The sequence below is a fragment of the Gaoshiqia sediminis genome, from assembly GCF_025907915.1.
Lineage (GTDB): Bacteria > Bacteroidota > Bacteroidia > Bacteroidales > Prolixibacteraceae > Gaoshiqia > Gaoshiqia sediminis.
Map to the genome: position 1 here is coordinate 153,083 of NZ_JAPAAF010000001.1, position 25,701 is coordinate 178,783.

Annotated in this window: 26 protein-coding genes; 2 read left to right on the top strand and 24 right to left on the bottom strand. The window is 47.8% G+C overall.

Annotated elements, in window-relative coordinates; all coding sequences use genetic code 11:
• Positions 1–245: 245 nt before the first annotated feature.
• Positions 246–1,916 carry a BCCT family transporter gene (locus N2K84_RS00635; protein WP_282589820.1) on the top strand — a complete coding sequence of 557 codons (1,671 nt, stop codon included), beginning with the start codon at positions 246–248 and terminating at the stop codon, positions 1,914–1,916.
• Between the two features lie 11 nt (positions 1,917–1,927).
• A complete protein-coding gene (locus tag N2K84_RS00640) occupies positions 1,928–2,857 on the top strand; it encodes a universal stress protein (protein WP_282589821.1) in 930 nt (309 codons plus the stop codon).
• A gap of 5 nt (positions 2,858–2,862) precedes the next feature.
• Here N2K84_RS00640 and N2K84_RS00645 read toward each other — a convergent pair whose 3' ends face one another.
• The 24 genes from N2K84_RS00645 to uvrB form a co-directional block, all read right to left on the bottom strand.
• A complete protein-coding gene (locus N2K84_RS00645; RefSeq protein ID WP_282589822.1) occupies positions 2,863–3,750 on the bottom strand; it encodes a diacylglycerol/lipid kinase family protein in 888 nt (295 codons plus the stop codon).
• Positions 3,751–3,868: 118 nt separating this feature from the next.
• Positions 3,869–4,687, bottom strand: coding sequence for a carboxylesterase family protein (locus N2K84_RS00650; RefSeq protein WP_282589823.1), 819 nt, complete (start codon positions 4,685–4,687; stop codon positions 3,869–3,871).
• Between the two features lie 165 nt (positions 4,688–4,852).
• On the bottom strand, positions 4,853–5,455 hold the full coding sequence (hisIE, locus tag N2K84_RS00655; RefSeq protein ID WP_282589824.1) for a bifunctional phosphoribosyl-AMP cyclohydrolase/phosphoribosyl-ATP diphosphatase HisIE: 603 nt from the start codon (positions 5,453–5,455) through the stop codon (positions 4,853–4,855).
• A gap of 107 nt (positions 5,456–5,562) precedes the next feature.
• Positions 5,563–6,318 carry an imidazole glycerol phosphate synthase subunit HisF gene (gene hisF, locus N2K84_RS00660; protein WP_282589825.1) on the bottom strand — a complete coding sequence of 252 codons (756 nt, stop codon included), beginning with the start codon at positions 6,316–6,318 and terminating at the stop codon, positions 5,563–5,565.
• A gap of 103 nt (positions 6,319–6,421) precedes the next feature.
• Positions 6,422–7,147 carry a 1-(5-phosphoribosyl)-5-[(5-phosphoribosylamino)methylideneamino]imidazole-4-carboxamide isomerase gene (gene hisA / locus N2K84_RS00665; protein WP_282589826.1) on the bottom strand — a complete coding sequence of 242 codons (726 nt, stop codon included), beginning with the start codon at positions 7,145–7,147 and terminating at the stop codon, positions 6,422–6,424.
• Positions 7,148–7,179: 32 nt separating this feature from the next.
• A complete protein-coding gene (locus N2K84_RS00670; RefSeq protein ID WP_282589827.1) occupies positions 7,180–7,551 on the bottom strand; it encodes a four helix bundle protein in 372 nt (123 codons plus the stop codon).
• A gap of 49 nt (positions 7,552–7,600) precedes the next feature.
• Complete coding sequence (hisH, locus tag N2K84_RS00675) at positions 7,601–8,200, bottom strand: imidazole glycerol phosphate synthase subunit HisH (RefSeq protein WP_282589828.1); 600 nt, start codon at positions 8,198–8,200, stop codon at positions 7,601–7,603.
• Between the two features lie 70 nt (positions 8,201–8,270).
• Positions 8,271–8,624, bottom strand: a complete 354-nt coding sequence (locus N2K84_RS00680; RefSeq protein WP_282589829.1) for a four helix bundle protein — start codon at positions 8,622–8,624, stop codon at positions 8,271–8,273.
• Positions 8,625–8,698: 74 nt separating this feature from the next.
• Positions 8,699–9,232: a TlpA family protein disulfide reductase gene (locus tag N2K84_RS00685; protein ID WP_282589830.1), complete on the bottom strand. Its 534-nt coding sequence runs from the start codon at positions 9,230–9,232 to the stop codon at positions 8,699–8,701.
• 32 nt (positions 9,233–9,264) lie between these two features.
• Positions 9,265–10,149, bottom strand: coding sequence for a formyltetrahydrofolate deformylase (gene purU, locus N2K84_RS00690; protein ID WP_282589831.1), 885 nt, complete (start codon positions 10,147–10,149; stop codon positions 9,265–9,267).
• Positions 10,150–10,271: 122 nt separating this feature from the next.
• Complete coding sequence (gene hisB / locus N2K84_RS00695; protein ID WP_282589832.1) at positions 10,272–11,423, bottom strand: bifunctional histidinol-phosphatase/imidazoleglycerol-phosphate dehydratase HisB; 1,152 nt, start codon at positions 11,421–11,423, stop codon at positions 10,272–10,274.
• 93 nt (positions 11,424–11,516) lie between these two features.
• Entirely contained in the window at positions 11,517–12,548 is a 1,032-nt protein-coding gene (gene hisC, locus N2K84_RS00700) for a histidinol-phosphate transaminase (RefSeq protein WP_345894123.1), read from the bottom strand.
• Between the two features lie 159 nt (positions 12,549–12,707).
• A complete protein-coding gene (locus N2K84_RS00705; RefSeq protein WP_282589833.1) occupies positions 12,708–13,031 on the bottom strand; it encodes a four helix bundle protein in 324 nt (107 codons plus the stop codon).
• Positions 13,032–13,091: 60 nt separating this feature from the next.
• On the bottom strand, positions 13,092–14,390 hold the full coding sequence (gene hisD, locus N2K84_RS00710; RefSeq protein ID WP_282589834.1) for a histidinol dehydrogenase: 1,299 nt from the start codon (positions 14,388–14,390) through the stop codon (positions 13,092–13,094).
• 74 nt (positions 14,391–14,464) lie between these two features.
• Positions 14,465–15,325: an ATP phosphoribosyltransferase gene (gene hisG / locus N2K84_RS00715; protein WP_282589835.1), complete on the bottom strand. Its 861-nt coding sequence runs from the start codon at positions 15,323–15,325 to the stop codon at positions 14,465–14,467.
• A gap of 237 nt (positions 15,326–15,562) precedes the next feature.
• Entirely contained in the window at positions 15,563–16,600 is a 1,038-nt protein-coding gene (locus N2K84_RS00720) for a family 20 glycosylhydrolase (RefSeq protein ID WP_282589836.1), read from the bottom strand.
• The gene (locus tag N2K84_RS00725; protein ID WP_282589837.1) at positions 16,566–17,129 is read right to left on the bottom strand and encodes a glycoside hydrolase family 20 zincin-like fold domain-containing protein; all 564 of its coding nucleotides are present in this window, start codon (positions 17,127–17,129) and stop codon (positions 16,566–16,568) included. The genes N2K84_RS00720 and N2K84_RS00725 overlap by 35 nt, the downstream gene beginning before the upstream one ends.
• Positions 17,130–17,247: 118 nt before the next feature.
• Positions 17,248–17,937 carry a TIGR02117 family protein gene (locus tag N2K84_RS00730; protein WP_282589838.1) on the bottom strand — a complete coding sequence of 230 codons (690 nt, stop codon included), beginning with the start codon at positions 17,935–17,937 and terminating at the stop codon, positions 17,248–17,250.
• Positions 17,938–18,026: 89 nt separating this feature from the next.
• Positions 18,027–19,082: an NAD(P)/FAD-dependent oxidoreductase gene (locus N2K84_RS00735; RefSeq protein ID WP_282589839.1), complete on the bottom strand. Its 1,056-nt coding sequence runs from the start codon at positions 19,080–19,082 to the stop codon at positions 18,027–18,029.
• Positions 19,083–19,199: 117 nt separating this feature from the next.
• Positions 19,200–20,030, bottom strand: a complete 831-nt coding sequence (locus N2K84_RS00740; RefSeq protein WP_282589840.1) for an endonuclease/exonuclease/phosphatase family protein — start codon at positions 20,028–20,030, stop codon at positions 19,200–19,202.
• A gap of 13 nt (positions 20,031–20,043) precedes the next feature.
• Positions 20,044–21,000: an alpha/beta hydrolase gene (locus tag N2K84_RS00745; protein ID WP_282589841.1), complete on the bottom strand. Its 957-nt coding sequence runs from the start codon at positions 20,998–21,000 to the stop codon at positions 20,044–20,046.
• 164 nt (positions 21,001–21,164) lie between these two features.
• Positions 21,165–22,829, bottom strand: coding sequence for a SulP family inorganic anion transporter (locus N2K84_RS00750; protein ID WP_282589842.1), 1,665 nt, complete (start codon positions 22,827–22,829; stop codon positions 21,165–21,167).
• Between the two features lie 217 nt (positions 22,830–23,046).
• The gene (locus tag N2K84_RS00755; protein WP_282589843.1) at positions 23,047–23,454 is read right to left on the bottom strand and encodes a hypothetical protein; all 408 of its coding nucleotides are present in this window, start codon (positions 23,452–23,454) and stop codon (positions 23,047–23,049) included.
• Between the two features lie 226 nt (positions 23,455–23,680).
• Entirely contained in the window at positions 23,681–25,696 is a 2,016-nt protein-coding gene (uvrB, locus tag N2K84_RS00760; RefSeq protein ID WP_282589844.1) for an excinuclease ABC subunit UvrB, read from the bottom strand.
• Between the last annotated feature and the right edge of the window lie 5 nt (positions 25,697–25,701).

Here is a 25,701-nt window from a genome sequence, read left to right on the forward strand (position 1 = left end):
TTAGTTAAGTCGGGTTATTGTTCATGTTATCAAATAGATGTATGCTCTGTTTGATGAGAGGGTGGTTTTTTTGTCTGAAATTGGAGCCGTAAATGGGCGGTGATGCCCGCAAAGATTTTTAACTTTGGATCACCGGTATTTTGCAAATCAAGAAAAAAAGTAGCCAGAAATAAAGCAAAATAGCGAACAAAAGGCAACTTTCGATTTGGTTCTGTAGTAATGATTTCAAACAAACGCATATACGTATGAAAGACGAAAAGGAAGACCTGGAGATCGTTGACCATCATGTTAGTACAAAAAAGTATTTTGATGTTGACGGTCCTGTGTTTTGGCCCTCGGCCATTCTTATTGTATTCTTTATTGCCATTACGCTGATTGTTGGAAAACCGATGGATCAGATATTTTCTACCATTCAGAGCGCTATTTCCGACAATGCCGGTTGGTTTTTCATTTTGGCAGTCAACTTTTTTCTTTTCTTTTGTTTTGCCATGGCTTTTACCAAATACGGCAAAATAAGAATTGGTGGCGAAGGGGCACGCCCTGAATTTTCGCGGGGATCCTGGTTTGCCATGCTGTTCAGCGCCGGGATGGGTATCGGAATTTTGTTCTGGAGTGTGGGTGAGCCAATCAGTCACTTTGTTTCGCCTCCGATAGGTGAAGGGAAAACGTTGGAGTCGGCCAAGCTGGCGATGGATCTTACTTTCTTGCACTGGGGCCTCCATGCCTGGGGCATTTATGCTTTGGTGGGCATGTCTCTGGCCTTTTTTGCGTTCAATAAAAAATTGCCCCTGACCATCAGCTCGGTTTTTTATCCTGTTTTAGGGAAAAAAATTCACGGGCCTATCGGTAAAGTCATCAATGTATTGGCTGTGGTGGCCACGCTTTTCGGGCTGGCTACTTCGCTGGGGCTGGGTGTACAGCAGGTCAGCGCCGGGCTAAATCACCTCTTTGGTTTGGCCGATACGGTAACTACTCAGGTGTTGTTGATTGCCGGAATTACGCTGGCGGCCACAGCCTCGGTGGTTGCCGGGCTGGATGCCGGTGTTCGGCGCTTAAGCGAGATAAATATTATTATTGGCGCCCTGTTTCTGCTGTTTATGATTTTGATTGGGCCAACGATGTTTATCTTCGATTCCTTTACCCAAAATATAGGCAGCTACGTTCAGCACTTCTTCTCGCAAAGCTTTTGGACCGAATCGTACCAACAAAGTAGTTGGCAAAACGGTTGGACTGTATTCTACTGGGCATGGTGGATCAGCTGGTCGCCTTTTGTGGGCATGTTTATTGCCCGCATCTCAAGGGGACGAACCCTGCAGGAATTTATTCTGGGCGTGTTGATTGTTCCTACCATTCTTACTTTTTTATGGCTTACAGCTTTTGGTGGTTCGGCCATCTTTTTGGAGATAAATGGCTTAGCTGATATTTCTACCGCTGTGAAGGAAAATGTGGCAACTTCGTTGTTTGTGTTTTTGTCAAATTTCCCTTTGAGATCCGTTAGCAGTATTGTGGGGGTCATCCTGGTTATCAGTTTTTTTGTGACTTCATCCGACTCCGGTTCGCTGGTAGTTGACAGCCTGACTGCTGGCGGGAAACTGGATGCCCCGGTTGCCCAACGCATTTTCTGGGCCGTTACTGAAGGGGCTGTTGCCGCCGTGCTTCTCATCGGTGGTGGACTTGGCGCTTTGCAAACGGCTTCTATCATTACCGGCCTTCCGTTTGCCATCATTCTGATATTGATGGTGCACAGCCTGCTGAAAGGACTAAAAGCAGAATACAGCAACATGATGGACGTGAAGGATGCTAAAAAGAAAAAATCTTACCAGGAAACGATTTCCGAATTGATCAGAACCCGGGAACTAACTCATCCAAAGGTGAGCAAAAAACCTCCGCATAATCATATAAACGAAAACAATTAATCCAGATTATCATGTACCGATTCGACCACATATTAGTTTGCCTCGATTTTACAAATATGGATGATGCGCTGATGCGTTATTCCAATTTTATCACCGAAACCCTACAGCCTAAACGTGTTTCTTTTTTGCATGTGATGCAGGAACATGGTATTCCGCGTAAAGTTTTGGCAAAATTACCCGAGCTGGATCAGCCCCTGCCCGTGTTAGTAAAAGAAGAAATCGACCGGAAATTTCAGCAGTTGGTCACTCAACGGGATGGCGTTGAATACGAAGTGCTGGTAAAGGAAGGGTACACCACTCCGACAATTCTTGAATTTACCCGTGATGAGGAAGTACGTCTGACCCTGATGGGGAAAAAAATCGGCTTTAAGGGTGAAGGGAACATTGTGCGAAAGATTGCCAGTCTGACGCCATCGTCGGTAATGCTGGTTACCGAGAAAACTGTTCCCGAGCTGAAAAAAATCCATGTGCGGATGAATTTCAACCGAAGTTCGGAGATTGCCCTGAAGACCGCTGTCAGGCTAGCTGAATACACGGGTGCCAAATTGGCTTGTCACAATGTTTTTCGTTTTCCGATCAAATATTTTGCCCAGCCCGAGTTTGTGTCGGCCGGCAAGTTTGCCGAAATTGAGCATGAATTGAAGCAGCACAATAGTAAGGAATATCAGCATCTGATTAAGCATCTGAAATTGGAGGCTCAGCATATTCCTTGTCAATATACCTTCGACAAAGAAAATGATGAAGCCCAGGAGTTATTCAACTTTGCAGTAAAAGATGATGCCGACCTAATTGTTATTGGCTCGAAAATCAAGTCCGAACTCAACGAAATCATCCTGGACCGAACATCGGAAAAACTGGTTGGTGTTGGAAAAGATATTCCGGTTCTCATTGTTAAAGACCGCAAACCGGTGTTGGGTTTTCTTGAAAACCTGTTTGGGTAAACCACTCAGAAGCGGGTTTGCCCGGTGTCTATCACATTCAAACGGCCTGGCTCAATACTGATTTTTACAGGCGATTCGACTTGGATGGGTTCGCCTTCAATTTGAAAGCTGGTGAACGGTGTTGACAGCGTGATTTCGCTGGTGCAGGAAATATAACGGACGAAGGATGATGTTTGCAGCTTTCCCGCTAAAAGTTGAAGCGCGAAAATGGGAAAGTACCAGCGCGGAAAAGCAGAAACCAGTACGAGGTCAAACCGACCGTCAGCAGGATGGGCAGCGGGGGCAATGCGGATATTGTACCCAAACTGCCCGGTATTGGCGATGTTTATCATGAAAAATTGTCCGCTGATGGTTTCATTTTCCAATTGGATAATCGCTTCTATGGGACGGTAATTGAGAACCACTTTCAGGATGCTGAGAGCGTAATTCAAGAATCCGTGTCGTTTTAGGGTTTCAAATTCAGCGGTTACGGCGCTGTCGAACCCGGTTCCCGCGATGTGCATGCACGTGCGCCCATTGATCCGGATAACATCCGTTTTGATGGTCTGGTCTCGCCGGATGGAAGTCATCAACTGGTTGATGTTCTTTTCAAAGCCAAATTCGCGGGCAAAACCATTTCCTGAGCCGGAAGGATACACCGCCAGTTTTTTATCCGTCCCGGCCAAAGATGAGGCCACTTCATTTACAGTACCGTCGCCTCCGGCAGCCACAAAAATTTCGTAATTGTCCAGTTCTTCCCGAACAACTCGGGAGGCGTGGCCCGGATGTTCGGAAAATCGGATGTCAATCTCTGCATTGTATGGTTTTAGCCGGTGATGCAGGTGACGGGCATTTCGTTTCCCTGCATTAGGGTTGACAATGAAAAGAATGCGCGGACGGGAAGGTTTTGTCATAGCTGATCGGAAAAATGCAATTTGGTTGTTTCGGGAACAAAAGCAACAAGTTTACAAAAAACCGGCTTTGCAGCCTTTCTCATTTCTTCCGATTAAAAGAAATTTATTCGTTTTGAAATCAAAACCTGCCTGATTTGGCGGGTTCTTGTTTTTTTAATCTGTCTTTTTCGAGTTCTGGTAAAATAATCTCCGCGATCTGAAATCCACGCAATGGCTGAATGCTGTCCAACTTTTCTTCGTTGAAAGGTCTGCGTGAGAACTGCTTAAACCATTCATAAAGACGGTCGTCATCGTACACGCGGTGAATGTCGTGGCCTTTGTCGGGCAGGCGACTGTACACCACCAGCGATTCGTGGTCTTTCAGTGCTTTTACCATGCGATCCGATCGGAAAACCGAAACCTGGTTATCTTTCACCCCGTGGAACACCCAAATGGGGAGGTGTACCATGTTTTCAACCCACTCGGTTTTGCCACCTCCGCATAGCGGGGCAATTGCAGCAAAGCGGTGCGGGTAGCGGTTGGCCAGCTCCCAGGTGCCAAACCCACCCAGGCTCATACCGGTGAGATAGACCCGCGAGGGGTCGATACGGTATTTCGCATTTATTTCGGCATAGATGGTGTCGAGCCAATTTTCGCTGGCCCAGTTTTTTCCCCACGGACATTGCGGTGCCACTACCAAAAAATCAAGCTTTTTCCCCCTGTCGAGGAAAAACGGCAGACCATATCGTCTGACCCGGTTCAGGTCGGTGCCCGATGCCGAGCGCCCGTGCAGGTAAAAGATGACGGGCAACAGTTCGTTTTTTAAACTGTCGTAGTTTTCAGGGACATAAGTCAGATAGTTATACCTGACCTTTTTCGCCTCGTTTGGCATTTCTGCCGCATGCTGCTGGCCTGCAAAAATCAACAAAAACAGAAATACAGCGATAATCCGTTGCATATTCGTTTCAAATTAGGGTGCGAAGATAGGGAAAAGAACCGCTTATGCCGATATCTGCGTTCTTTTTGAAGGATGGCTTCACAAGTCTTAACAAATTCTGGATGCCGCTAATCGGCTTAAAATGTCTTTTCCGGCCCGTCCCTATCATCGATTTTCCAACGCCGACTACTTGTGCCGCTTTTTCAGTTCGCCTACCAAATCTTCGATGCGGTAGCCTTTGTGGGCCAGCAATACAATCAAGTGGTAAAGCAGGTCGGCGCCTTCGTACAGGAAGTTTTCATCGTCGTTGGCCATGGCGCCGATGATGGTTTCTACGGCTTCTTCGCCTACTTTTTGTGCAATCTTACGGGTACCTTTCTGAAACAGCGAAGTGGTGTACGAACCTTCAGGCATTTCCTGTTTGCGCTGGTCGATGAAATCCTGCAAATATTCGAGGAACATCAGGTCGCTTTCTTCGTTTTCCTCGTTCCAGCACGTGTCGGCGCCGGTGTGGCAGGTTGGGCCAACGGGGTTGACTTTAATCAGGAGCGTGTCGTCGTCGCAGTCGCTCATGATTTCAACCACGTTGAGGAAATTACCACTCTCTTCGCCTTTGGTCCACAGGCGGTTTTTGGTGCGGCTGAAGAATGTCACCTTACCGGTTTCTTCGGTTTTTTTCACGGCTTCTTCGTTCATGAAACCAAGCATCAATACTTTCAACGTGGTATTGTCCTGAATAATGGCCGGAATCAGGCCGTTCAGTTTTGAAAAATCAAGCGTTTTAATCATGATTGGTATTGTATTTTTTTGAATGATATTTTACTAATTCTTCCTGCAATCGGTGATTTGTTGCCGGTTTCATCTAATTTGGTTGATTGTCAGGTGTGTAGGTTGTTTTATCGTACAACAATTCCTTTTTCTTTAAGATATGCTTTTAGGTCGGGGATGGCAATTTCCTTGAAGTGGAAGATGCTGGCTGCCAGTCCGGCATCGGCTTTACCCTTGGTGAACACCTCCACAAAGTGGTCCATGTTTCCGGCGCCGCCCGAGGCGATGATCGGGATGGTCAGATTGTCGGCCAGCCGGGCCAACTCGTTGCAGGCAAAGCCATTTTTGGTCCCGTCGTGGTTCATGGAGGTGAACAGTATTTCGCCGGCCCCGCGGTTTTCACCTTCTTTGGCCCACGAAAAAAGTTCCTTGTCGGTGGGGATCCGGCCTCCGTTTACCGTTACGGTCCAATGGCCGGTTGCGTCGCCGCGTGCATCGATGGCCAGCACCACAAACTGGCTCCCGAAGTTGAGCGCCAGCTCATCAATCAGCTTGGGGTTGCGCACGGCCGATGAGTTGATGCTGATTTTATCGGCGCCGGCGCTCAGCAGTGCATCGGCGTCTTTCAGTTCGCTGATGCCACCGCCTACTGTAAACGGGATGTTAATTTCGCGGGCAATGCGTTTTACCAATTCCACAAAGGTTTTGCGGCCTTCGTGCGTGGCAGTGATGTCGAGGAAAACCAACTCGTCTGCCCCTTGTTCGGCATACAATGCGCCCAGCTCAACGGGGTCGCCCACGTTTTTAATATTGATAAAATTTACGCCTTTAACGGTCTGACCGTCTTTGATATCCAGGCATGGTATGATTCGTTTTGCTAACATTTGGCAGTTCCAAGTTTTAAGTTCCAAGTTTCGGGTTGAAGTTCATAAGTTCCATGTCCATGAGTACATAGGTTGAATCTATTCGGACTTATGCACCCAGTACTTATGCACTGATGTACTTCTCAATTTCTTCCAAACTAATTTTATTTTCATAAATGGCTTTGCCGGTTATTACGCCGGGGACGCCCATTTCGTTCAGTTCGTGTATGTCGTTCATCGAGGCGATGCCGCCGCTGGCAATCAGTTCCAGGTTGGGGAATTGTTCCAAAATCTCTTTGTAGAGATCGATGCTGGGGCCGGTAAGCATGCCGTCGCGGGCAATATCAGTGGAAATAACTTTCCGGATGCCGCGGCTGGTATAGCTTTCAATAAAATCCAGGATGGGCAGTTCCGACACTTCCTGCCAGCCGCTTACGGCAATTTTTTTGTCTTTGGCATCTGCGCCCAGGATGATTTTGTCAGGCCCGTAAGTTTCAATCCAGCTTAGAAAAGTTTCGCGGTCTTTCACTGCTATGCTGCCACCGGTCACCATTTGGGCTCCGCTTTCGAAGGCAATGCGCAGGTCCTTGTCGCTTTTCAAACCGCCCCCAAAGTCAATCACCAAACTGGTTTTTGAAGCGATCGATTCCAGTACCTTGTAGTTGACGATGTGCTTTGCTTTGGCGCCGTCCAAATCAACCAAATGCAGACGGGTGATGCCGGCGTCTTCGAACATTTTGGCCACCTCGAGCGGGTTTTCGTTATAAACCGTTTTCTGGTTGTAATCGCCTTGCGACAAGCGAACGCACTTGGCGTCAATTAAGTCGATAGCCGGGATGATGATGATCATTTGATTTAAGATTATGGATTTAAGATTATGGATTAACGATTGATTTCTGATTGTTTCTTTTTTGATGTTTCAATGCTTTTTACAAAAATTGAGATCAACTCATTGCATTCTTTTAAAAGGAAGTTCAATAATTTCAGATCATGATGAATTTTGGCGCGATCAACAATTTTAAGACAAATGTGTGTTTCTCTCAATTCTTTCAATACAACTCTTAGTTTATGAATGAAATCTTTGCCAGATTCTGCACTTTGTGCTTCTCCATAATTTAAAGCGGGAGAGGTTCCTGACCGGGATAATTGACCAATCAGATTTTTCCCGGCAATAGTTGGTTCAATTTTATCCAAAAATAAAATAACCTGGACTGCAAAATTGATTAGTCTTTCTTCTAATTCTTTGGGCGTCATAGTTGATTTTTGAGATTCTTCTAAAATCGTTAATCAATAATCCTTGATCTTAAATCTTCAGGAAATTCTCAAGGATTTTCTGCCCAACCGGTCCGCTTTTCTCCGGGTGGAACTGGGTGGCGTAAAAGTTGTCTTTGTTCAGGGCAGCGCTAAACGGGTTGATGTAGTTGCAAACGGCAGCCGTGTGTTCGCCTACTGCGGCGTAATACGAATGCACGAAATAAACGTACTGCTCTTCGAGAGACGTATCGAAAATGCCGCTTTTCAGTTGGGCAATGCTGTTCCAGCCCATGTGGGGCACTTTAGTAACATATTCCATTCCCGGTTCAGGTTGAAAGCGCTTCACCTTTTCTTCAAAAATGCCCAGGCAGGGAGTGTCGCCCTCTTCGGAGTGGCTGCACATGAGTTGCAGTCCCAGACAGATGCCCAGAACTGGTTGTGTGAGTGACGGGATGAGCTTGTCGAGCCCCTCTTTTTTCAGAAAAGCCATGGTTGTGCTGGCTTCGCCCACTCCCGGAAATATGACTTTATCGGCTGCCCGTATCTTGTCGTGATCACCGGTGATTTCAGCTTGTACACCCAGTCGCAGCAAGGCATTGCTGACCGATTCGATGTTTCCTGCGTTGTATTTTATGATTACGATGTTCATAGTTTTTGAGTTCATGAGTGTATCAGTTCATAAGTGTATGAGTCCATAAAAACAGATGTTCCTAAATCATTTACATTTCCAGTTTCTTTTCAAGGCCTCTTAATAACGCCTCAATTTCTTTGCTTTTATTGTGCAGGAAATCAAATTGTTCCTGATCGAAATATTCAATGTTACGTGCTATTTCCAGTTGCGTTTGACATTCGTATAATGATCCGATTGCAATCCGAATGAACCGGAGAAATTCATTATTCCCTTTTCTGCCAAAACCTTCTGCAAAATTACTCGGAATTGATACCGACGACCGTCTGATTTGTGATGTTAATCCAAACATCTCTTCTTTCGGGAAGGAGTGTGTTGTTTTGTATGTCAGGGTAACAAAAGACATGGCTTTTTGCCATGCGATAAATTCACGATAAGTTTTCATAATGAATTAATTTGCTGCACTCGGCTTTCTATTGAATATGTACGAATGAACTAATGTACTTATGCACTTGAATACTATTTGAAGAGGCTTTCTTTAATCACCTCCTTCATTTCCTCGAACTCTTCTTCTTTGAAAAGACGGGTCATAAAAACGATTTCGCCGTTTTTGTCGATGATGACGTTGCGGGTCACACCTGCGCCTTTTTCAGCATAGCTGTAAAAAATATTGCCTTTTGGGTCGAGCAACATCGGGTAAGTGACTGGAATTTGCTTCGTGTATTTTTCCACCGTTTCCCGTGGTTCGTCCAGATCAACCCCGAACAGGGCAAAATCCGGGTTGTTTTTGTTTTTTTGCCAGATTTCTTTTTCGATGTGGGGCATTTCCCGGCGACACACCGAACACCAGCTGGCAGTGAATTGCAACATGACGACTTTCCCTTTCAGGTCGGACAGCCGGATGGTTTTGCCATCAAGCGATTGGGCCGAAAAATCGGGAGCCTGCTGGCCGATTTTTACGATATAACCGTAATCGGACGGAATTTCCCTGACCGGTACTTGTGCCTGTGCGGCAAAAGTTATCCAAACAAGGATGACAGAGAGAAACTTCATGATAGAATTTATTAATAACGAATAACCCATATCTAATTAAACACCACCGTGCGATTTTTATACACGAGCACTTTACGCTGCAGGTGTTTGAAAACCGCATTGGAAAGGACTATTTTTTCCAGGTCGCGGCCTTTGCGGATGAGGCTTTTCACCGTGTCCACGTGGCTGCATTGGGTGACGCCCTGCTCGATGATCGGACCGGCATCCAGGTCGCTGGTAACGTAGTGACTGGTGGCGCCAATCAGTTTTACGCCGCGCTCGTGCGCTGCATGATAGGGCTTGGCCCCGGCAAATGCCGGCAGAAACGAGTGATGGATGTTGATGACCTTGTTTGGGTAGTGCGCTACAAAGTCTTTCGACAGTATTTGCATGTACCGGGCCAGTACGATGAAATCGATTTTGTGCTGTTTCAACAATTCCAGTTCAGCTGCTTCCTGTTCCTCTTTGTTTTCGGTGGTCACCGGGAAATAGTGGAACTCGATGCCGAAGCGTTCGGCCACCGGGCGCATATCTTCGTGGTTACTCACAATAACCGGAATTTCCACATCCCATTCACCGGCTGTGTATCTTGATAAAATATCGAACAGGCAATGCGACATTTTTGATACGAAGATGGCCATGCGCGGAATATCTTCCGAAAAATACAGCCTCCAGTTCATTTCCAGTTTCGAGGCGATGAGGGTGTCGAAATACTCACCAATTTTTGCGGCCGGGATGGCAAAACCTTCCAATTCCCACTCGGCTCGCATGTAAAATACTTTTTGAGCGCGGTCAACGTACTGGTCGAGATAGATAATGTTGCCATTATTCTTGTTCAGGAACTCGGTAACCGTAGCCAAAATTCCCTGCCGGTCGGGGCAGTGGATCAGCAGTATGGCTGTATTTTTCTTTTCGCGTAAGGGCTTGATGCTTTTCATATATGTGTTGTTTTAACCACAAAGAGCACGAAGTTCAGTCACTAAGGGCACTAAGGATTATAATATGACTCGTTTTATTCCGTTATTCAACTATTTTACATTAAGATTCTTTGTGGTTAATTCTACAATGCTCCTTTCGTTGATGGCAGCTCAAAGTTAAACACATCTTTACGGATGGCCATTTTGATGGCGCGTGCCAAGGCCTTAAAGATACCTTCAATTTTGTGATGCTCGTTTTGTCCTTCAGCTTTGATGTTCAAATTTGAAAGTGAAGTGTCGGAAAACGATTTGAAAAAGTGGAAAAACATTTCGGTGGGCATGTCGCCTACTTTTTCGCGTTTGAATTCAGCATCCCAAACCAGCCAGGGGCGCCCGCCAAAGTCGATGACTGCCTGGCAGAGGCAATCGTCCATCGGCAGGCAATAGCCATAACGCTCCACTCCGCGTTTGTCGCCCAGCGCCAGCTTGAAGGCTTCACCCAGCGCCAAACCGGTATCTTCGATGGTGTGGTGCTCATCCACTTCCAGGTCGCCGTTTACCTGAATGGTGAGATCAACTCCAGCGTGGCGGGCTATCTGGTCAAGCATGTGGTCGAAAAAGCCCAGGCCGGTGTGGATGTTTCCTTTGCCTGTACCGTCCAGGTTCAGTTCAATACGGATTTGCGTTTCGCGGGTGTTCCGCTCTACGGTGGCCGTGCGTTCGGGAGCAGCTACTTTGGCGTAGATTTCGTCCCAGTCGGAGGTTAGGAGAACGCAATACGGCTCCAGACCTTTGTCTTTCAGCTGATCAGCCAGCGATCCATCATTGAGAAGAATGCCTTTGGCCCCTAGGTTTTTGGCCAGCTCGATGTCGGTGAGCCGGTCGCCGATGACGAAGCTGTTTGCCAAGTCGTAGCTGCCGTCCATGTAGCTGCCCATCAGTCCGGTACGGGGTTTGCGGGTAGGGGCATTTTCGTACGGAAAGCTTCGGTCGATCAGGATGTCATTGAAAACGACGCCTTCGTTTTCCAGCGTTTTCAGCATTTTGTTGTGGGCCGGCCAGAAGGCATCCTCTGGAAATGAACTGGTCCCCAGTCCATCCTGGTTGGTCACCATTACCAACTCATAACCGAGGTTTTTTGCTATTAAATGCATATTGCGAAAAACCTTTGGCAAAAACTCCAGTTTTTCCAACGAGTCGATTTGTTCGTCAGCGGGTTCCACAATCAGGGTGCCGTCGCGGTCTATAAATAAGGCTTTCTTCATAACTTCTTGCAAATATATTGTTACTGTCATCCTGAACTTGTTTCAGGATCTGCAACTGGATGGAGATTCCGAAACCCCGCCTGACCAGTCGGGCAGGAAGTTCGGAATGACCCTGCCCAGCCTCTAAATCAAGTCGTTCAGTTTTTCAATCAAAATCGCGTTTTCTTCGGGCGAGCCAACGGTGATGCGCAGGCTGTCTTCGCACAAAACCACTTTGGAGCGGTCGCGCACGATGATACCGTTTTCAACCAGGTACTCGTAAATACCGCGAGCGTCGTGCATTTTTACCAACAGGAAATTGGCGTCCGAAGGGAAAACTTTCACCACAAAAGGGAATTTTTCCAAACTGTTTGCCAGTTTTTGCCGCTCTTCAATCAGCAATTCCACCCATTTGTTTTTTTCTTCCTCCAGCTCCAGCAATTCTAATGCTTTTTGCTGGGTGAGGATGTTGATGTTATACGGGTATTTGATTTTGTTGAGAATACGGATGATTTCCGGCGATGCAAAGGCCATTCCCAGTCGGATCCCGGCCATTCCCCAGGCTTTCGAGAAGGTTTGCAGGATGATCAGGTTTTCGTGTTGCCCGAGTTCAGGCAGCAGGCTTGCGCCGGGTGCGAAGTCGATGTAGGCTTCGTCAACTACCACCAGCCCGTCGAACCCGTAGATCAGTTTCAGTATTTCGGCTTTGTCGAGCAGATTGGCCGTCGGGTTGTTGGGCGAGCAAACAAAAACCAGTTTGGTGCGCTCATCTGCACGGGCCAGCAACTCTTCGGCAACAAAGCTGTAATCTTCCTTCAGTTTTACTTTGCGGATTTCAATGTTGTTGATGTCAGCAGCTACCTGGTACATGCCGTAGGTGGGATCGATGGTCACCATATTATCTTGTCCGGGTTCACAGAAGGCGCGGAACAGTAGGTCGATGGGTTCATCGCTGCCGTTTCCCAAAAATATCTGATCGACGTTGCAGTTTTTCAGTCCGGCAATTTTTTCTTTCAGTTCGCGCTGCAACGGATCGGGGTAACGGTTATACGGCTGGTTGAAGGGGTTTTCGTTGGCGTCGAGAAAAACCATTGCCTCACCCGAAAACTCATCTCTGGCAGAGGAATAGGGTCTCAGGTTTCTGATATTGTCGCGTAAGAGTTTGTCTAAGTTCATAATTCAGCATTTTAACACGATTGTACTTGACTGACGTAGAAAACAATCGAAAACAATGGAAAAAGGGAAACAGTTGTTGGTGTGACACTTTGCCACGGACGTCTATGTTTTATTGTTGTTTTCTTTCAATATCCGTCGATCAAGTGATTGGATATAATTTCATAATTTGACATTTAAGTCTGTAATTTTTTTGTTAAGCGAGTTGAAAATTTCAATATCAATGAGTTTTCTATTGCTCGATTTATTGAGCCATGTTGTTGTTTCGTAAAGTGAGCCTCTGGCAATCATACAAAACCTCTTGTTTTCTTTCACTGATAATCTTCCGTAACCTTCTGAAATATTTGCACTAATGGAGTCTGCAGCATCAGTCCATTGTTTCCCAATTCCATTTTTTTCAAAGAAAGGCCATTGGATGACTATGTTCCAAATTTCATCGCTTACTTGCATCGATAACAGATATATTTCAAGATCTTCCAGTTTCATAGTCTTTGTCACGAATTGTGTGCGTTATTTTCAACGGTTTTCAATGTTTCCCACCGTATTCTATTGTTTCCCACTGTCTTCAATCGACTTTAACCTTAACGTCACTGCGTTTTTGTGCGCATCGAGTTCTTCGGCAGCTGCCATGATTTCGATAGCCGGGCCAAGGTTTAGCAAGCCGTCGCGACTGATTTCCTGGAACGTGATTTTCTTCATGAAGCTGTCGAGGTTGACCCCGCTGAACGAACGTGCCCAGCCGTGGGTTGGCAGCGTGTGGTTTGTCCCGGAGGCATAGTCGCCCGCGCTTTCGGGGGTGTAGTTTCCCAAGAATACCGAACCGGCATTGATAATTTTTTCGGCCACTTCAGCATAATTCTTCATCGAGATGATCAGGTGCTCCGGCGCATATTCGTTGATCAGCCGGATCATGTCTGCTTGGGAGTCCAAGACGATGGCGACGCTGTTTTCGAGGGCACGGCGGGCAATCGCGGCTCGACTAAGTTGGCTGAGTTGTTCTTCAAGCGCCTGTTCAACTTCAATCACCAATTTCCGGGAATTCGTGACCAAAACCACCTGGCTGTCCGGGCCGTGCTCGGCTTGCGACAGCAGATCGGAAGCAATGAAGGCAGGTACGGCGCTTTCGTCAGCCATTACGGCTACCTCGGAGGGGCCGGCAGGCATGTCAATGGCCACATGGCTGAGGCTAACCAGTTGTTTGGCTGCCATCACGTACTGGTTTCCGGGCCCGAATATTTTGTCCACCTTCGGTACCGGCCCGATGCCGTAAGCCATAGCGCCGATTGCCTGAACGCCTCCGGCTTTGAAAATTTTGGTGACTCCAACCAGTTGCGCGGCATACAAAATGGCCGGATGGATTTTCCCGCTTTTGTCGGGCGGGGTGCAGAGCACAATCTCCCGGCAACCAGCAATTCGTGCCGGGATGGCCAGCATCAGCACGGTTGAAAACAAGGGTGCTGAACCTCCCGGAATGTACAAGCCTACTTTTTCGATGGCAACCGGTTTTTGCCAGCAAACCACGCCCGGCGTTGTTTCCGTTTTCCGGATTTCGGGGTGCTGGATGCTGTGAAATGTACGGATGTTGTCAGCCGCCTGCTGAATGGCTTCTTTTAACCGGATGTCAATTTGTGCAGCAGCTTCGTCAATTTCATGGCTGCTCACCAGCAACTCCGGAACCATCACACCGTCAAATTGTTCGGTGTATCGGCGTATCGCTTCCATTCCGTTAGCCTGTATATCATTCAAAATGTCCCCAACCTTCCGGTTCAGTTCCTGCAGGTTGAACTGCGGACGCTCCAGTACCTTCGGCCAGCTGCTTTCTTCCGGGTTGATGTATGTTTTCATGTTCGTTCTTTTATTTGTTTGGAAGGTCTAACGGCTCACTGTTCATGGCCGTCAATTTTCGCCAATCGCTGCAATTAAAAAATCATTTTCTCGATCGGGACGACCAGAATGCCTTGCGCTCCGGCGGCTTTCAGTTTGCCAATGATTTCCCAAAAATCATTCTCTGCAATGACCGAATGCAGTGAGCTCCAGCCCGATTCGGCCAAGGGGGTTACGGTCGGACTTTTCATGCCGGGAAGTATGGCTGAGATTTCTTCAATCTTATCATTGGGAGCGTTCAGCAGAATGTATTTTTTCCCTTCGGCGCGTTGCACTGATTCCATGCGGAAGATGAGTTCTTCCAGGACGGCTTTTTTTGCTTCGCTCAGGTTTGGGTTGGCAATCAACACCGCTTCCGAAGCCGTGACCACTTCCACTTCTTTCAGCCGGTTGCTCACCAGCGTGGACCCGGAGCTGACAATGTCGAAAATAGCATCGGCCAGACCAATTCCGGGAGCAATTTCCACTGAACCGGTAATGACGTGAATATCAGCTTTTATGTTGTGTTTGTCCAGGAAATCCTGCAGGATGACAGGGTAGGAGGTAGCAATTTTTTTCCCGTTGAACCACTCCACACCGGCATATTCTTCCGACTTTGGGATGGCCAGTGAAAGGCGGCATTTGCTGAAGCCCAGTCGTTTGGCAATGACCACGTTTTCTTTTTTCTCCAGCATTTCGTTTTCGCCCACAATGCCGATGTCGGCCACACCGTCGGCCACGGTTTGCGGAATGTCATCGTCGCGCAGGAAAAGCGCATCCATGGGGAAGTTTTTGGCCGATGCCAGCAAAACCCGGCTGCTTCCCAACGAAAATTTAATACCAGCTTCTTTGATCAACTCCATCGAGTCTTCGTATAAACGACCTTTGTTTTGGATTGCAATCTTCAATTGTGTCATATTTGTGATAAATAAAAAAAGGCCTACCTCTCGGTAAGCCTTCTTTGGGTTAATATTTTCAGAACAAAACAAAAGAATTACGGCCTACCGGTATATAGGATGTTGCAATGATGGCCGTAATGTCCGAATTTGTTAAACATGTCATTTCTTTTTCGAGCTGCAAGTATAGCGATAAAATAAAAGTGAAGCAAACTATTTTCTGTTAATTTATAATTAAGTGGCGGCTTTTTGTTGATTTTATTCTGAAATCCACGGAACCAATTTCGATGGGTAATAATTGATTCCGAGGGCATCATATCGTTTGCCGTGTTGGGCCAGTCGGTTTTTGTATTCGTCCCAGTTTCGCGCGGCGGCAGGCGACCAGCCAATTTCGGCGTATCCTGGCAGGCGCGGAAGAACCATGAATTCCAGTTCGGACCGGTTGGTGACGGTTTCGGTCCATAGGGGGGCTTCGATGCCCAGGATGTGTTCGCGGCCAATACCTTCTTCCAAGGCTGCCGGGTCCCAGTTGTAGCCGGTGTCCACTTCTATATAACCGGCCCAATGCAAGCCAAGCGGGGTGATGGAGTCGTACTGCATGTCGAGATAAGCTTTCTTAGCCGGCGACATAATCAGCTTCACTTGTTGTGCGATGGCATTCTTGGCATTTTCGGCACTGGCCCAATATTGAGCCACCGAGCGGCTGTCGAGTTTGGCCAGGGTAATTTCGTCCCAGCCAATCATGGTTTTGTTGTGCGAAAGAACAATTTCCTGAACGCGTTCGATAAACGGAATGTAGTCTTCTTTTTTTGTGACGTGCGACTCATCGCCGCCAATGTGGATGTACGGGCCGGGAGTTAGCCGGGCCAGTTCGCGAACCACGTCGTCAACAAACTGGTAAGTAATTTTCTTGCCGGTACACAGTGTGCTGAAACCCACATCGGTGCCGGTGTACAGATCGCGGGCTTTGCCATCGCAATTCAATTCGGCATACGAAGCCAAAGCAGCATTGGTGTGCCCGGGCATGTCAATTTCGGGGATGATGGTGATGAACCGTTCAGCTGCGTAATTCACGATGCCGGTATATTCTTCCTGAGTGTAAAATCCACCTTCGCCACCGCCAACTTCGGTGCTGCCTCCAATGGCCGTCAGGTTGGGCCACGATTTAATTTCTATTCGCCAGCCTTGGTCGTCGGACAAGTGCAGGTGCAACGTGTTCATTTTGTAGGCAGCCATCAGGTCGATGTAATGTTTTACGTCGTCAACGCTGAAAAAGTGGCGCGCTACATCGAGCATTGTCCCGCGGTAGGAATATTCGGGATAATCGCGAATGGTACCCCCCGGCGATTCGCAGTGATTTGGACTGACCGGACGAAGCGGCTGGTGTCGCGGGCAAAAGCTGGCGGATTGTCTGCGTGCCCCTGAAAAGTCCTTGCGGAGAGTTGGCCGTCAAGGTCATCTTTTTTTTGTTGATGGTGAGCTGGTAGCCTTCTTCTCCCAGTTCGCTGTCAGCCGCCAGTGTCAGGTAAATGCCTTTTGCCGGTGTATCAGTAGTTGGCTCAACCCGGATGTTGAAGCCGGTGGCCTGGGTGACGTTTTCAGCCAAATATCGGCCAACCTGTGCAATGGGTTCGGAGCCCTCAGGAGCGTAAAGCACCGTTTTGTCCGATAGTTCGAAGGCCGATCCATCGGCAGTTACCGAAACGGGTTGGGGAATAATAGCCACCTTGGTCAGGTCGGTGGGTTCGGAAGTTGAACAGGAAAACAGGCCAACAATTGCCAGGGCCATGAGCAGGACGTTGTAATCAATATGCTTTTTCTTCATGATTTGGTTGGTTTAAAATAGAATCACAAGGTATAAAATTCGGACTGATTTTTCTATGAGCTTTTTAGCATTCATGTTCAGTTCAATAAACCAATTTTGGGTGAAAACGGATGTCTGATCATTTGCATGATTCCCGGTATTGGTAAAGCGTTCCCCGGTCAAACGGCGTCCATAGCGATGCACGCAGCCCGGCTTTTTTCAGGCAGCTATTGGTCCAGGTGTTGCAGGTGAAAAACAGGTTGTACGACCCGTTTGCCTCATAAAACGAGTCGAATTCGCTATATTGAAAGCCTTTAATCCGAAGGGGGCTTCCCTGAATATCCCGGCTGAAACTGTTTTCAATATAAGAAACAATGTCTTTGTATTGTGCCGAAGTGACCACGACTTTTTTGCATCGGTCATTCTCCTGCAAATTGCTGTAATAATTCAGATGAATGGCTGCGGGGCTTTGGCAGAACAAAGCCTTGAGCGAAGTGGAAATCGTTAAGTCGGCCCATTCGGGCGTATTGAAATAAAAACCTTTATCGCCCCAACCAAAGCTGATCCATCGGACCCGGTTTGCAATGCGGCTGTCTATCCAAATGTCGGTGCCCCAGTCCTTCAGTTCGTGTTGCACAGGAAGCACAATGGCCAGGTGAATGCCGTTTGATAAGAGGTAAATTTCAGTCCCCTCAACTGGCTTTTCGTGTTGGTTGACCGGGATGACAGACAGCACAACAGCTATCAGCAAATACGTTGCTGTTAGTGACAGCAAGGAAAGGATGGACCATTTTAGGAGGTTGTAAAGTATGCGAAGCGTTTTTTTCATCCAATGATTTCTCCAACGTTTAACGTGTTGATTACCTGTCACGCATCCGGTCAAACGCAAGGTATTCGGATTTTGTTCCACCGCCGCGTTTAAGGTTCTGCGCCAAAATACCGTGCCACGTCAACTTCGGGGTGAAGTTGGCCGGTATTGCCGGTGAGATAGTCCGAAAACTGACGGGCGAAGTACGGGCCAAGCAGGCAGCCTTTTGAACCCAACCCGTTAAAGATTGCTACTGCCGGATCGCCGGGGTGCATGCCAATCACCGGGCGGCGGTCGTGTGTGGTTGGGCGTATTCCGGCCCGGTGGCCGCTGATTCGGTAGTCTGCTGTATATATATGTTCCAGCTTGGAAGTCAGTTCGTTTTTACCGTTTTCTGTGGGGATTTCATCCAGCTGGTCCCAGTTGTAGGTGGCGCCCAACCGAAAACGGTTTTCGCCGGCAGGCATAAAAAAGCAGGCCTTGTTTAAGATGCTGTCCGCTTGGTAATTGTTGACCGTCAGATCAAGAACTTCGCCTTTGGTGTGCCTGAATTTGATGTTGCCGAAGAACGGGTTTTGTGAAGCCCTGTGCCCTTCACAAAAGATGATTTTCCGGGCTTCGAAATCCTTATACCGGATGCCGTCCCGATGTACTTCCAGTTTCGAAAAATCGAAAATTTCCGGTTGCAATAAGTTACCCTGCAGAAGATGCTTTTTGAAAGAATCCAGCAAGCCAGGCAGATCAACCCGTCCGCTTTTTTCAACCCAACCACAGCCATACGGCAGGTTCAGGAACGGCCGGGGCGTAAAATCGGGTTCAACGGTCACATACGGTTCGAGTTGATTTTCAACCGATTTTTTTCTCCAGAAGTCAGCCTCACCTTGCCCAAATACTTTGCATATTTTCATCGGGAAGAAGAAACGACGCCCCAGCAGGTTTTCCAATTCAGCATAGGTTTCCGTCATGTGCGGGTAAAGCTCATCCACCAGCCAGCTTTTGTTGAGGCGGCGAAATACTACCGGATTGATCAATCCTGCCGCCACGCTGGAGGCTTTCTGAAAAACGGGCGCATCGATAAAATGCACTCGTTGTCCTGTTTTCATCAATTCAAAACCCAACAAGGTTCCGGCAAGGCCCTGTCCGGTAATCAGGTAATCCAATTCCATAACCAGAGTGACATCGAACGTCTTGTTTTGTTCATGCCCTTATTCAGAAAAATGACGAAAAAAACAACCTTTCTCCCGTTGCAGGAAAAAGGTTGTTTCTGTTTTTCAGGAAGTTGCTTAAAAGGAAAGTTCGGTAAACACCGGAAGATGGTCTGACGGATAACGCTGATTGTTGGAATCTGATAAAACCGCGTACTTTTTCACGATCACTTTTCGGTTTACAAAAATGTAATCAATGCGATTCTCAAGCGGACTGTTGAAATCAAACCCGTTGAATGTTCCATCCGGGCCGTAGGGGGGTGTTTGCGCTTCTTTTTTACTGTCGTTTAAACGCCGTTCGATCACTTTGATCGGGTCGTCATCGGGGGTGGCGTTAAAATCGCCAGTCAGGATGACCGGCAGTTTGTCGTTGTTCAGGTCCTGTATTTTTTTCAGGATCAGTTTGGCTGCTTCTTTCCGGGCTTTTTCGCCAACATGGTCAAAATGGGTATTGAACACCCAGAAATTTTTTCGGGTTTCATAATCCTCGAGCAGCACGTAGGTGCAAATGCGGGGGAGGGCAGCGTCCCAGCTTTTGCTGGGTACAGTGGGCGTTTCGGACAACCAGAACCAGCCATGCTCTTTCAGTTGATAACGTTTTGAATTGTAAAAGATGGGCGAAAATTCTCCCCGGTTTACACCGTCGTCGCGGCCAACGCCTACCCAATCGAATCCGGGCATCCAGGCGGCAATGTCGTTGATCTGGCCCAGCAAGGCTTCCTGCAGACCAAACACGTCGGCCTCGTGGAAACGCAGCAGCTCAACGACTTCATCTTTGCGGTTTGGCCAGGCATTGACACCGTCATCCGGATTGTTATACCGGATGTTGTAGCTGATTACTTTGATGTCGAGCGCATAACTGCTGCTGACGGTAAGTGCAAACATGATCAGGAAAAATTTGAATTTCATGAGCTATGTGTTTTTAATTCTGGCAATAGTTGAAGGCGGGGTAGTCGCAGGAATGTTCCCCGGGAAGAATGGTGTGGATCTGATCTTTTTTGCCGTTGAGGACAAAGTCGTGGCAAAACCGGATGATTTCATCAAAATATTGGTTCATGGGCGTACCGGCCAGCGCATGATCGCCGCCACAGGTGGTATGCAGCCAATAAGGTTTCCCCAGCTTGCGCAGTTTTTCGGCTATGGCCTGCGATCCATTTAGCATCAGGTAGCCCGGCTGATCTTCCGAACAATAGCGGTGGGGCGCTGTTCCGTAGGGCACCAGATTGTCGCAGGTTCCGTGAAAAAGGAGGGAGGGAATGGCTGATTCTGCATAAATTTTCGCGGTATCCGGAATCGCTCCGGCCATGGCTACCACCCCGGCATAGGCCACGGGGCCAGAATCCAACCCATAGCAAAAGGGAGCTTCGTACGCGGCGTTTAACGCCGTTTCTGCCCCGGCGCTGCTGCCCGAAAGTATGATCTGTTGCGGGTTGATCCCAAATTGTTCCCGGTGTTCAATCAGGAAAAACGTAGCATCCTGTAAGTCTGAAACGGCAGCCTCAAAAGTGGCCAATTTTTCGGCAGCCGGGCAGTCGCAGCCAAACCCGGTGCCGGTGTCTTTTCGGGTCAGGCGGTACGAAATGGACACCACCGCATAGCCGTGGCGGGCCATCTTTTTGCAGAATTCCTGAATGTTGGGCTCATCTCTTCTGCCACCCGAGAAACCACCTCCATGCACATATAAAAATACCGGACGGTCAATCTCGTTGTCGAAACCAGGCAGGTAAAGGTCCAAGTCCAGCGGAGTGTTGTCTTTATTGGTATAGGTAAACGTTTCAATGGACACTGAGTCGGTGATTTCTTCCAGGTAACGTTCCTGGGCCAATACGCGTCCCGAACAAAAGATTAAGATGGAAAGGATAGCAATAAAAAGTTTCATGATCTATTAGGATGTTGGTTGGTTTGCGGCCTGATTATGCTCTGCTAAATTAGGAAAAAAATAAACGCAGCGAGCTTGTCTTTCCGCGAAACGGTGATCCGGGTAAGGGCAATCTATGCCCCTACCGGTTTTATCATCAATTGCCCAACCAAGTTTATTGCTTATCAGTGATGAGATGAAGCCGTCTTGTTTATTTCTTCCAATAGCTGAGTGGCCTGGTTCAGTGCCTGGTCGAAAGCAGGAAACACATTGGTGCGGTCGAACAAATCAAAAAAGCGGCTTTTTTCCAGTTCTTTCATCACGTTGGGCTGTACCCCGGAAAGGATTACCTTGGTCCCCACATGCTGAACTTCTTTCACCACGTCCTTCAGGTTGTGCATCCCGGTTGAATCGATAAACGGTACATGGCGCATCCGGATGATGAGCACCTTCGATTTAATACCGATTGACTTTAAGGTGGAGCTGTATTGCTTGGCCGAGGCGAAAAAGAATGGGCCGCTGATTTCGTAAATTCCGATTTCATTGGGAAGGCCGGAGTAATTTTCGAGCACATCCGAATCAACTTCAAAGCCGGGTTGGGCGCCGGCATCGGCCATGCGCTTCATGAACAACAAGGCCGAGAGCACAATGCCAATCTGGATGGCAAAAGTCAGGTCAACCAAAACGGTGAGGAGGAAGGTGACCAGCAAAATCAGGATATCGAATGCTGAGCCTTTCAGAATGTTGACAAACGAGCGCCATTCGCTCATGTTGTAGGAAACAACAATCAGAATACCGGCCAGACATGACATGGGGATCAGCTTGGCCCACTGTCCGAAAAACAGCATGATAAACAGCAGCGTGATGGCGTGAACAACGCCTGCAACAGGTGTGCGGCCTCCGTTTTTTACGTTGGTTGCGGTGCGGGCAATTGCTCCTGTGGCCGGAATTCCGCCAAAAAACGGGGTAATGATGTTCGCAATTCCTTGTGCAACCAACTCGGTGTTTGAGCGGTGGTTGGCACCAATCATACCATCGGACACAACTGCCGAAAGCAAACTTTCGATGCCGCCCAGCAAGGCTATGGTTAGCGCCGGCGCCAGGTAGATGTGTAGTTGTTGGAAGTCGATGTTGGGAAAAGTAAGGCTAAAGGATTTGGGAATGTCACCAAAAACGGATTCGATAGTCGAAACGGGCAGGCTGAAAATCTGTACCACTAAAGTTACCAGGATGATGGCCACAAATGAGCCGGGGATTTTGGTCGTGATTTTTTTGAAATAGACAGAAATCAGGATGGTTGCCAGTGTAATGCCCACCGCCACCAGGCTGGTTTCACCTAAGTGAGAGAAATAGGTTCCCCATTTTTCGATGAACTCGGATGGCATATCGGTAATGTGAAGCCCGAGTGCATCTTTTATTTGTGTGGTAAAAATGACCAGTGCAATACCGCTTGTAAAGCCCACAATGAGCGGGTGCGGGATAAATTTGAGAAGTGAACCCAGTTTAAGAAGGCCAAAGGCAACCAGTATGATACCAGCCAAAATGGTGGAAATAATCAGGCCATCCAGCCCGTAGCTTTGTACAATGCCGTAAACAATAACAATAAATGCACCGGTGGGACCGCCAATTTGTACACGGCTGCCTCCCAGGAGCGAGATCAGCAAACCTGCCACAATGGCCGTTATCAAACCCTTCTCGGGCGAAACTCCCGATGCCACCGCAAAAGCAATGGCCAGGGGCAAGGCCACAATGCCCACAATAATACCTGCAAAAAGATCTTTGGAGAGCTGTTTTTTTGAATAACCTTGTTTCAGTACGCTCAACAATTTCGGATAGAATACATGATTCATAGGTGAAAAATTGAAATTGAAGGCGCAAAGGTAGGCAGAAAACGATGCCATTATTCCGGGAAAGCCGGGTTTTTCTTTCGTGTTAAGGGAAAGTTATTTATTGGCAGACCGTGAAAAACTGGTTGGATGCTAGTGGTCTGATCCATAGAGTTGTAGTGTTGTCGCCAAGAGATAGTCTTGTCGTAACTATTAAACCAATGTCGAATATTTTTCTAGTTTATACTTCTGTCTTATGTTGCTGCTCCAATTCGTTTAGCGTGGATGATGCAACCATGTAGCTGGCATGAAACCTGTCGCCGGGAAAAACGCCCGATGTCATTTTTTCCAGTTCCCGGGTCATCTGCTTCAACGAATTGAGAATAGTTTCCTGAAACAACTGGGAACATTGCCGGCATTGTTCGCCCGACAGGCTGCCAGCCAGCTGATAGGCTTCTTTTATTTCGCCAATCGACTTGTGGTACTCCTTATCGATCCGGCATTTTTGTGCCACCAACAAACTTTGGTTGATTCCTTTGCGGTGTTCCGAACAATTAACGCCATTGCGGGGGCAGCTCACTAGCTGAATGTATTCCTGATCTTCCCGCAAATGCTTGTCTTCCCGTTCAAAAAAAGAAAATAGCTTCATACTTTTTCATTATTGGGTTTACAAAATTCATAAAGAACGAGTGGCAGAGCAGAATTTGGTTTTTTAGTTGCGAAATTGTTAACGGGAGGTTAAACTAATAATAAAAACGGAAAAAAAAGCAGTCAGCGCCAATTTTTTATGGTGAGCCCCCTGATTTTGGTCAAAATCAACAAAAATTATTGGGAAACAGGCATTCTTGCCTGTTTCCCAGCGGAATTTCGATACGCTATTTTTTCTGTTTAAGGATTTCCTGGAAGCGGAACATTTCGTCGCGGAGGCGGGCGGCTTCAATAAAATCGAGTTCTTTGGCGGCTGCTTCCATTTCCTTTTTTGTCTTGGCGATGGCCTTTTCCAGTGCCGGAACACTCATGTACTGAACAACTGGGTCGGCGGCAAGGTCGGGGTGCTCGTCACCATTGGGATATTCGGCTGGTTTGTTGCTCCGGTACTCGTAGCCGATGATTTCGCGTGTAGGTTTGACAATGGCCTTTGGGGTGATGCCGTTTTCCTGGTTGAACTTTAACTGTCTTTCGCGGCGGTAGTTGGTGGAGTCGATGGTTTTTTGCATCGAATCGGTAATTTTGTCAGCATACATGATGACCATCCCGTTCAGGTTTCGGGCAGCACGTCCGGCGGTTTGGGTAAGGGAGCGTTCCGAGCGCAAAAAGCCTTCCTTATCGGCGTCAATGATAGCTACCAGCGATACTTCGGGCAAGTCCAAACCCTCACGTAACAGGTTGATCCCCACCAAAACATCAAAGATGCCTTTTCGCAAATCTTCCATGATTTCGATGCGCTCCATGGTGTCGATATCCGAGTGGATGTACCGGGTCTTGATGCCCATGTTGGCCAGGTATTTGCTCAATTCCTCGGCCATCCGTTTGGTCAGCGTGGTTACCAAAACACGTTCGTTTTTTTGGATACGCAGGTGAACTTCATTCATTAGATCGTCGATCTGGTTTGTGGACGGGCGCACATCGATAATCGGATCGAGCAGTCCGGTTGGACGGATAATTTGTTCAACAATAACCCCTTCCGATCGTTCCAGTTCATAGTCGGCCGGTGTGGCGCTCACAAAAAGCGTTTGGTTGACGAGGTCTTCAAACTCTTCGAACCTGAGCGGACGGTTATCGATGGCTGCCGGCAAGCGGAAGCCATATTCCACTAAGTTGATTTTTCGCGAATGGTCGCCGCCATACATGGCACGGATTTGCGGAATGGTGACGTGACTTTCATCGAGGATCGTTAGAAAATCATCGGGAAAATAATCCAGCAAACAGAAGGGGCGTGTGCCGGCTTCGCGTCCGTCGAAATAGCGGGAATAGTTTTCAATTCCGGGGCAGTAGCCCAGTTCGCGCATCATCTCGAGGTCGTATTCCACGCGTTCTTCAATCCGTTTTGCTTCCTGTGGTTTCCCAATCTCACGGAAGAACTCAATCTGCTTGACCAGATCGTCCTGAATTTGCCGGATGGACGACAACATGCGATCTTTGGTGGTCACAAAAATATTTGCCGGATAGATAGTTGCCGTGTCCAGTTTCTCAATGGTTCCCCCGTCAACCGGATCGAAGCTGTAAATTTCCTCGATTTCGTCGCCCCAGAATACGAGTCGCACGGCGGTGTCGGCATACGCCAGGAAAATATCCACCGTATCTCCTTTCACCCGGAAATTTCCACGCTGAAAATCTACTTCGTTTCGCGAATACAAGGCATCTACCAGGCGGTGGAGCAGCTGGTTGCGGTTGATCACCTGCCCGGTTTTCACTTCTGTCACGTTTTCGTGGAAATCCTGCGGGTTTCCAATACCATACAAACACGAAACCGATGAAACGACCACCACATCGCGGCGTCCTGACAACAGGGATGAGGTAGTGCTTAACCGCAGCTTCTCAATATCCTGGTTGATGGAGAGGTCTTTTTCAATGTACGTGTCCGTGGTGGGAATGTAGGCTTCGGGCTGATAATAGTCGTAATAAGAAACAAAGTATTCTACCGCATTTTGGGGAAAAAACTGCTTCATTTCGCTGTACAACTGGGCGGCCAGCGTTTTGTTGTGGCTGAGGATCAAGGTTGGCCGCTGCACCTTTTCAATAACATTGGCCATGGTGAAGGTTTTCCCCGAGCCGGTAACTCCGAGCAGGGTTTGGAACCGGACGCCTTGCTCAATGCCTTCCGCCAGCTGGCGAATGGCTTCGGGCTGATCGCCCATGGGCTTGTAAGGTGCAACAACTTTGAAATCCATTCGAA

Coding starts and splice junctions, on each gene's coding strand:
- N2K84_RS00750 (WP_282589842.1), bottom strand. CDS start 22,829: ATGAATCATGTATTCTATCCGAAATTGTTGAGCGTACTGAAACAAGGT.
- N2K84_RS00650 (WP_282589823.1), bottom strand. CDS start 4,687: ATGCAACGGATTATCGCTGTATTTCTGTTTTTGTTGATTTTTGCAGGC.
- N2K84_RS00705 (WP_282589833.1), bottom strand. CDS start 13,031: ATGAAACTGGAAGATCTTGAAATATATCTGTTATCGATGCAAGTAAGC.
- hisG (WP_282589835.1), bottom strand. CDS start 15,325: ATGACACAATTGAAGATTGCAATCCAAAACAAAGGTCGTTTATACGAA.
- N2K84_RS00685 (WP_282589830.1), bottom strand. CDS start 9,232: ATGAAGTTTCTCTCTGTCATCCTTGTTTGGATAACTTTTGCCGCACAG.
- N2K84_RS00720 (WP_282589836.1), bottom strand. CDS start 16,600: ATGCTCGATGTAGCGCGCCACTTTTTCAGCGTTGACGACGTAAAACAT.
- hisB (WP_282589832.1), bottom strand. CDS start 11,423: ATGACAGTAACAATATATTTGCAAGAAGTTATGAAGAAAGCCTTATTT.
- N2K84_RS00645 (WP_282589822.1), bottom strand. CDS start 3,750: ATGACAAAACCTTCCCGTCCGCGCATTCTTTTCATTGTCAACCCTAAT.
- N2K84_RS00635 (WP_282589820.1), top strand. CDS start 246: ATGAAAGACGAAAAGGAAGACCTGGAGATCGTTGACCATCATGTTAGT.
- N2K84_RS00730 (WP_282589838.1), bottom strand. CDS start 17,937: ATGAAAAAAACGCTTCGCATACTTTACAACCTCCTAAAATGGTCCATC.
- hisD (WP_282589834.1), bottom strand. CDS start 14,390: ATGAAAACATACATCAACCCGGAAGAAAGCAGCTGGCCGAAGGTACTG.
- hisIE (WP_282589824.1), bottom strand. CDS start 5,455: ATGATTAAAACGCTTGATTTTTCAAAACTGAACGGCCTGATTCCGGCC.
- uvrB (WP_282589844.1), bottom strand. CDS start 25,696: ATGGATTTCAAAGTTGTTGCACCTTACAAGCCCATGGGCGATCAGCCC.
- hisF (WP_282589825.1), bottom strand. CDS start 6,318: ATGTTAGCAAAACGAATCATACCATGCCTGGATATCAAAGACGGTCAG.
- N2K84_RS00755 (WP_282589843.1), bottom strand. CDS start 23,454: ATGAAGCTATTTTCTTTTTTTGAACGGGAAGACAAGCATTTGCGGGAA.
- N2K84_RS00745 (WP_282589841.1), bottom strand. CDS start 21,000: ATGAAACTTTTTATTGCTATCCTTTCCATCTTAATCTTTTGTTCGGGA.
- N2K84_RS00740 (WP_282589840.1), bottom strand. CDS start 20,030: ATGAAATTCAAATTTTTCCTGATCATGTTTGCACTTACCGTCAGCAGC.
- N2K84_RS00670 (WP_282589827.1), bottom strand. CDS start 7,551: ATGACGCCCAAAGAATTAGAAGAAAGACTAATCAATTTTGCAGTCCAG.
- N2K84_RS00680 (WP_282589829.1), bottom strand. CDS start 8,624: ATGAAAACTTATCGTGAATTTATCGCATGGCAAAAAGCCATGTCTTTT.
- purU (WP_282589831.1), bottom strand. CDS start 10,149: ATGAAAAGCATCAAGCCCTTACGCGAAAAGAAAAATACAGCCATACTG.
- hisA (WP_282589826.1), bottom strand. CDS start 7,147: ATGATCATCATCATCCCGGCTATCGACTTAATTGACGCCAAGTGCGTT.
- N2K84_RS00735 (WP_282589839.1), bottom strand. CDS start 19,082: ATGGAATTGGATTACCTGATTACCGGACAGGGCCTTGCCGGAACCTTG.
- hisH (WP_282589828.1), bottom strand. CDS start 8,200: ATGAACATCGTAATCATAAAATACAACGCAGGAAACATCGAATCGGTC.
- hisC (WP_345894123.1), bottom strand. CDS start 12,548: ATGAACTTAGACAAACTCTTACGCGACAATATCAGAAACCTGAGACCC.
- N2K84_RS00725 (WP_282589837.1), bottom strand. CDS start 17,129: ATGAAGAAAAAGCATATTGATTACAACGTCCTGCTCATGGCCCTGGCA.
- N2K84_RS00640 (WP_282589821.1), top strand. CDS start 1,928: ATGTACCGATTCGACCACATATTAGTTTGCCTCGATTTTACAAATATG.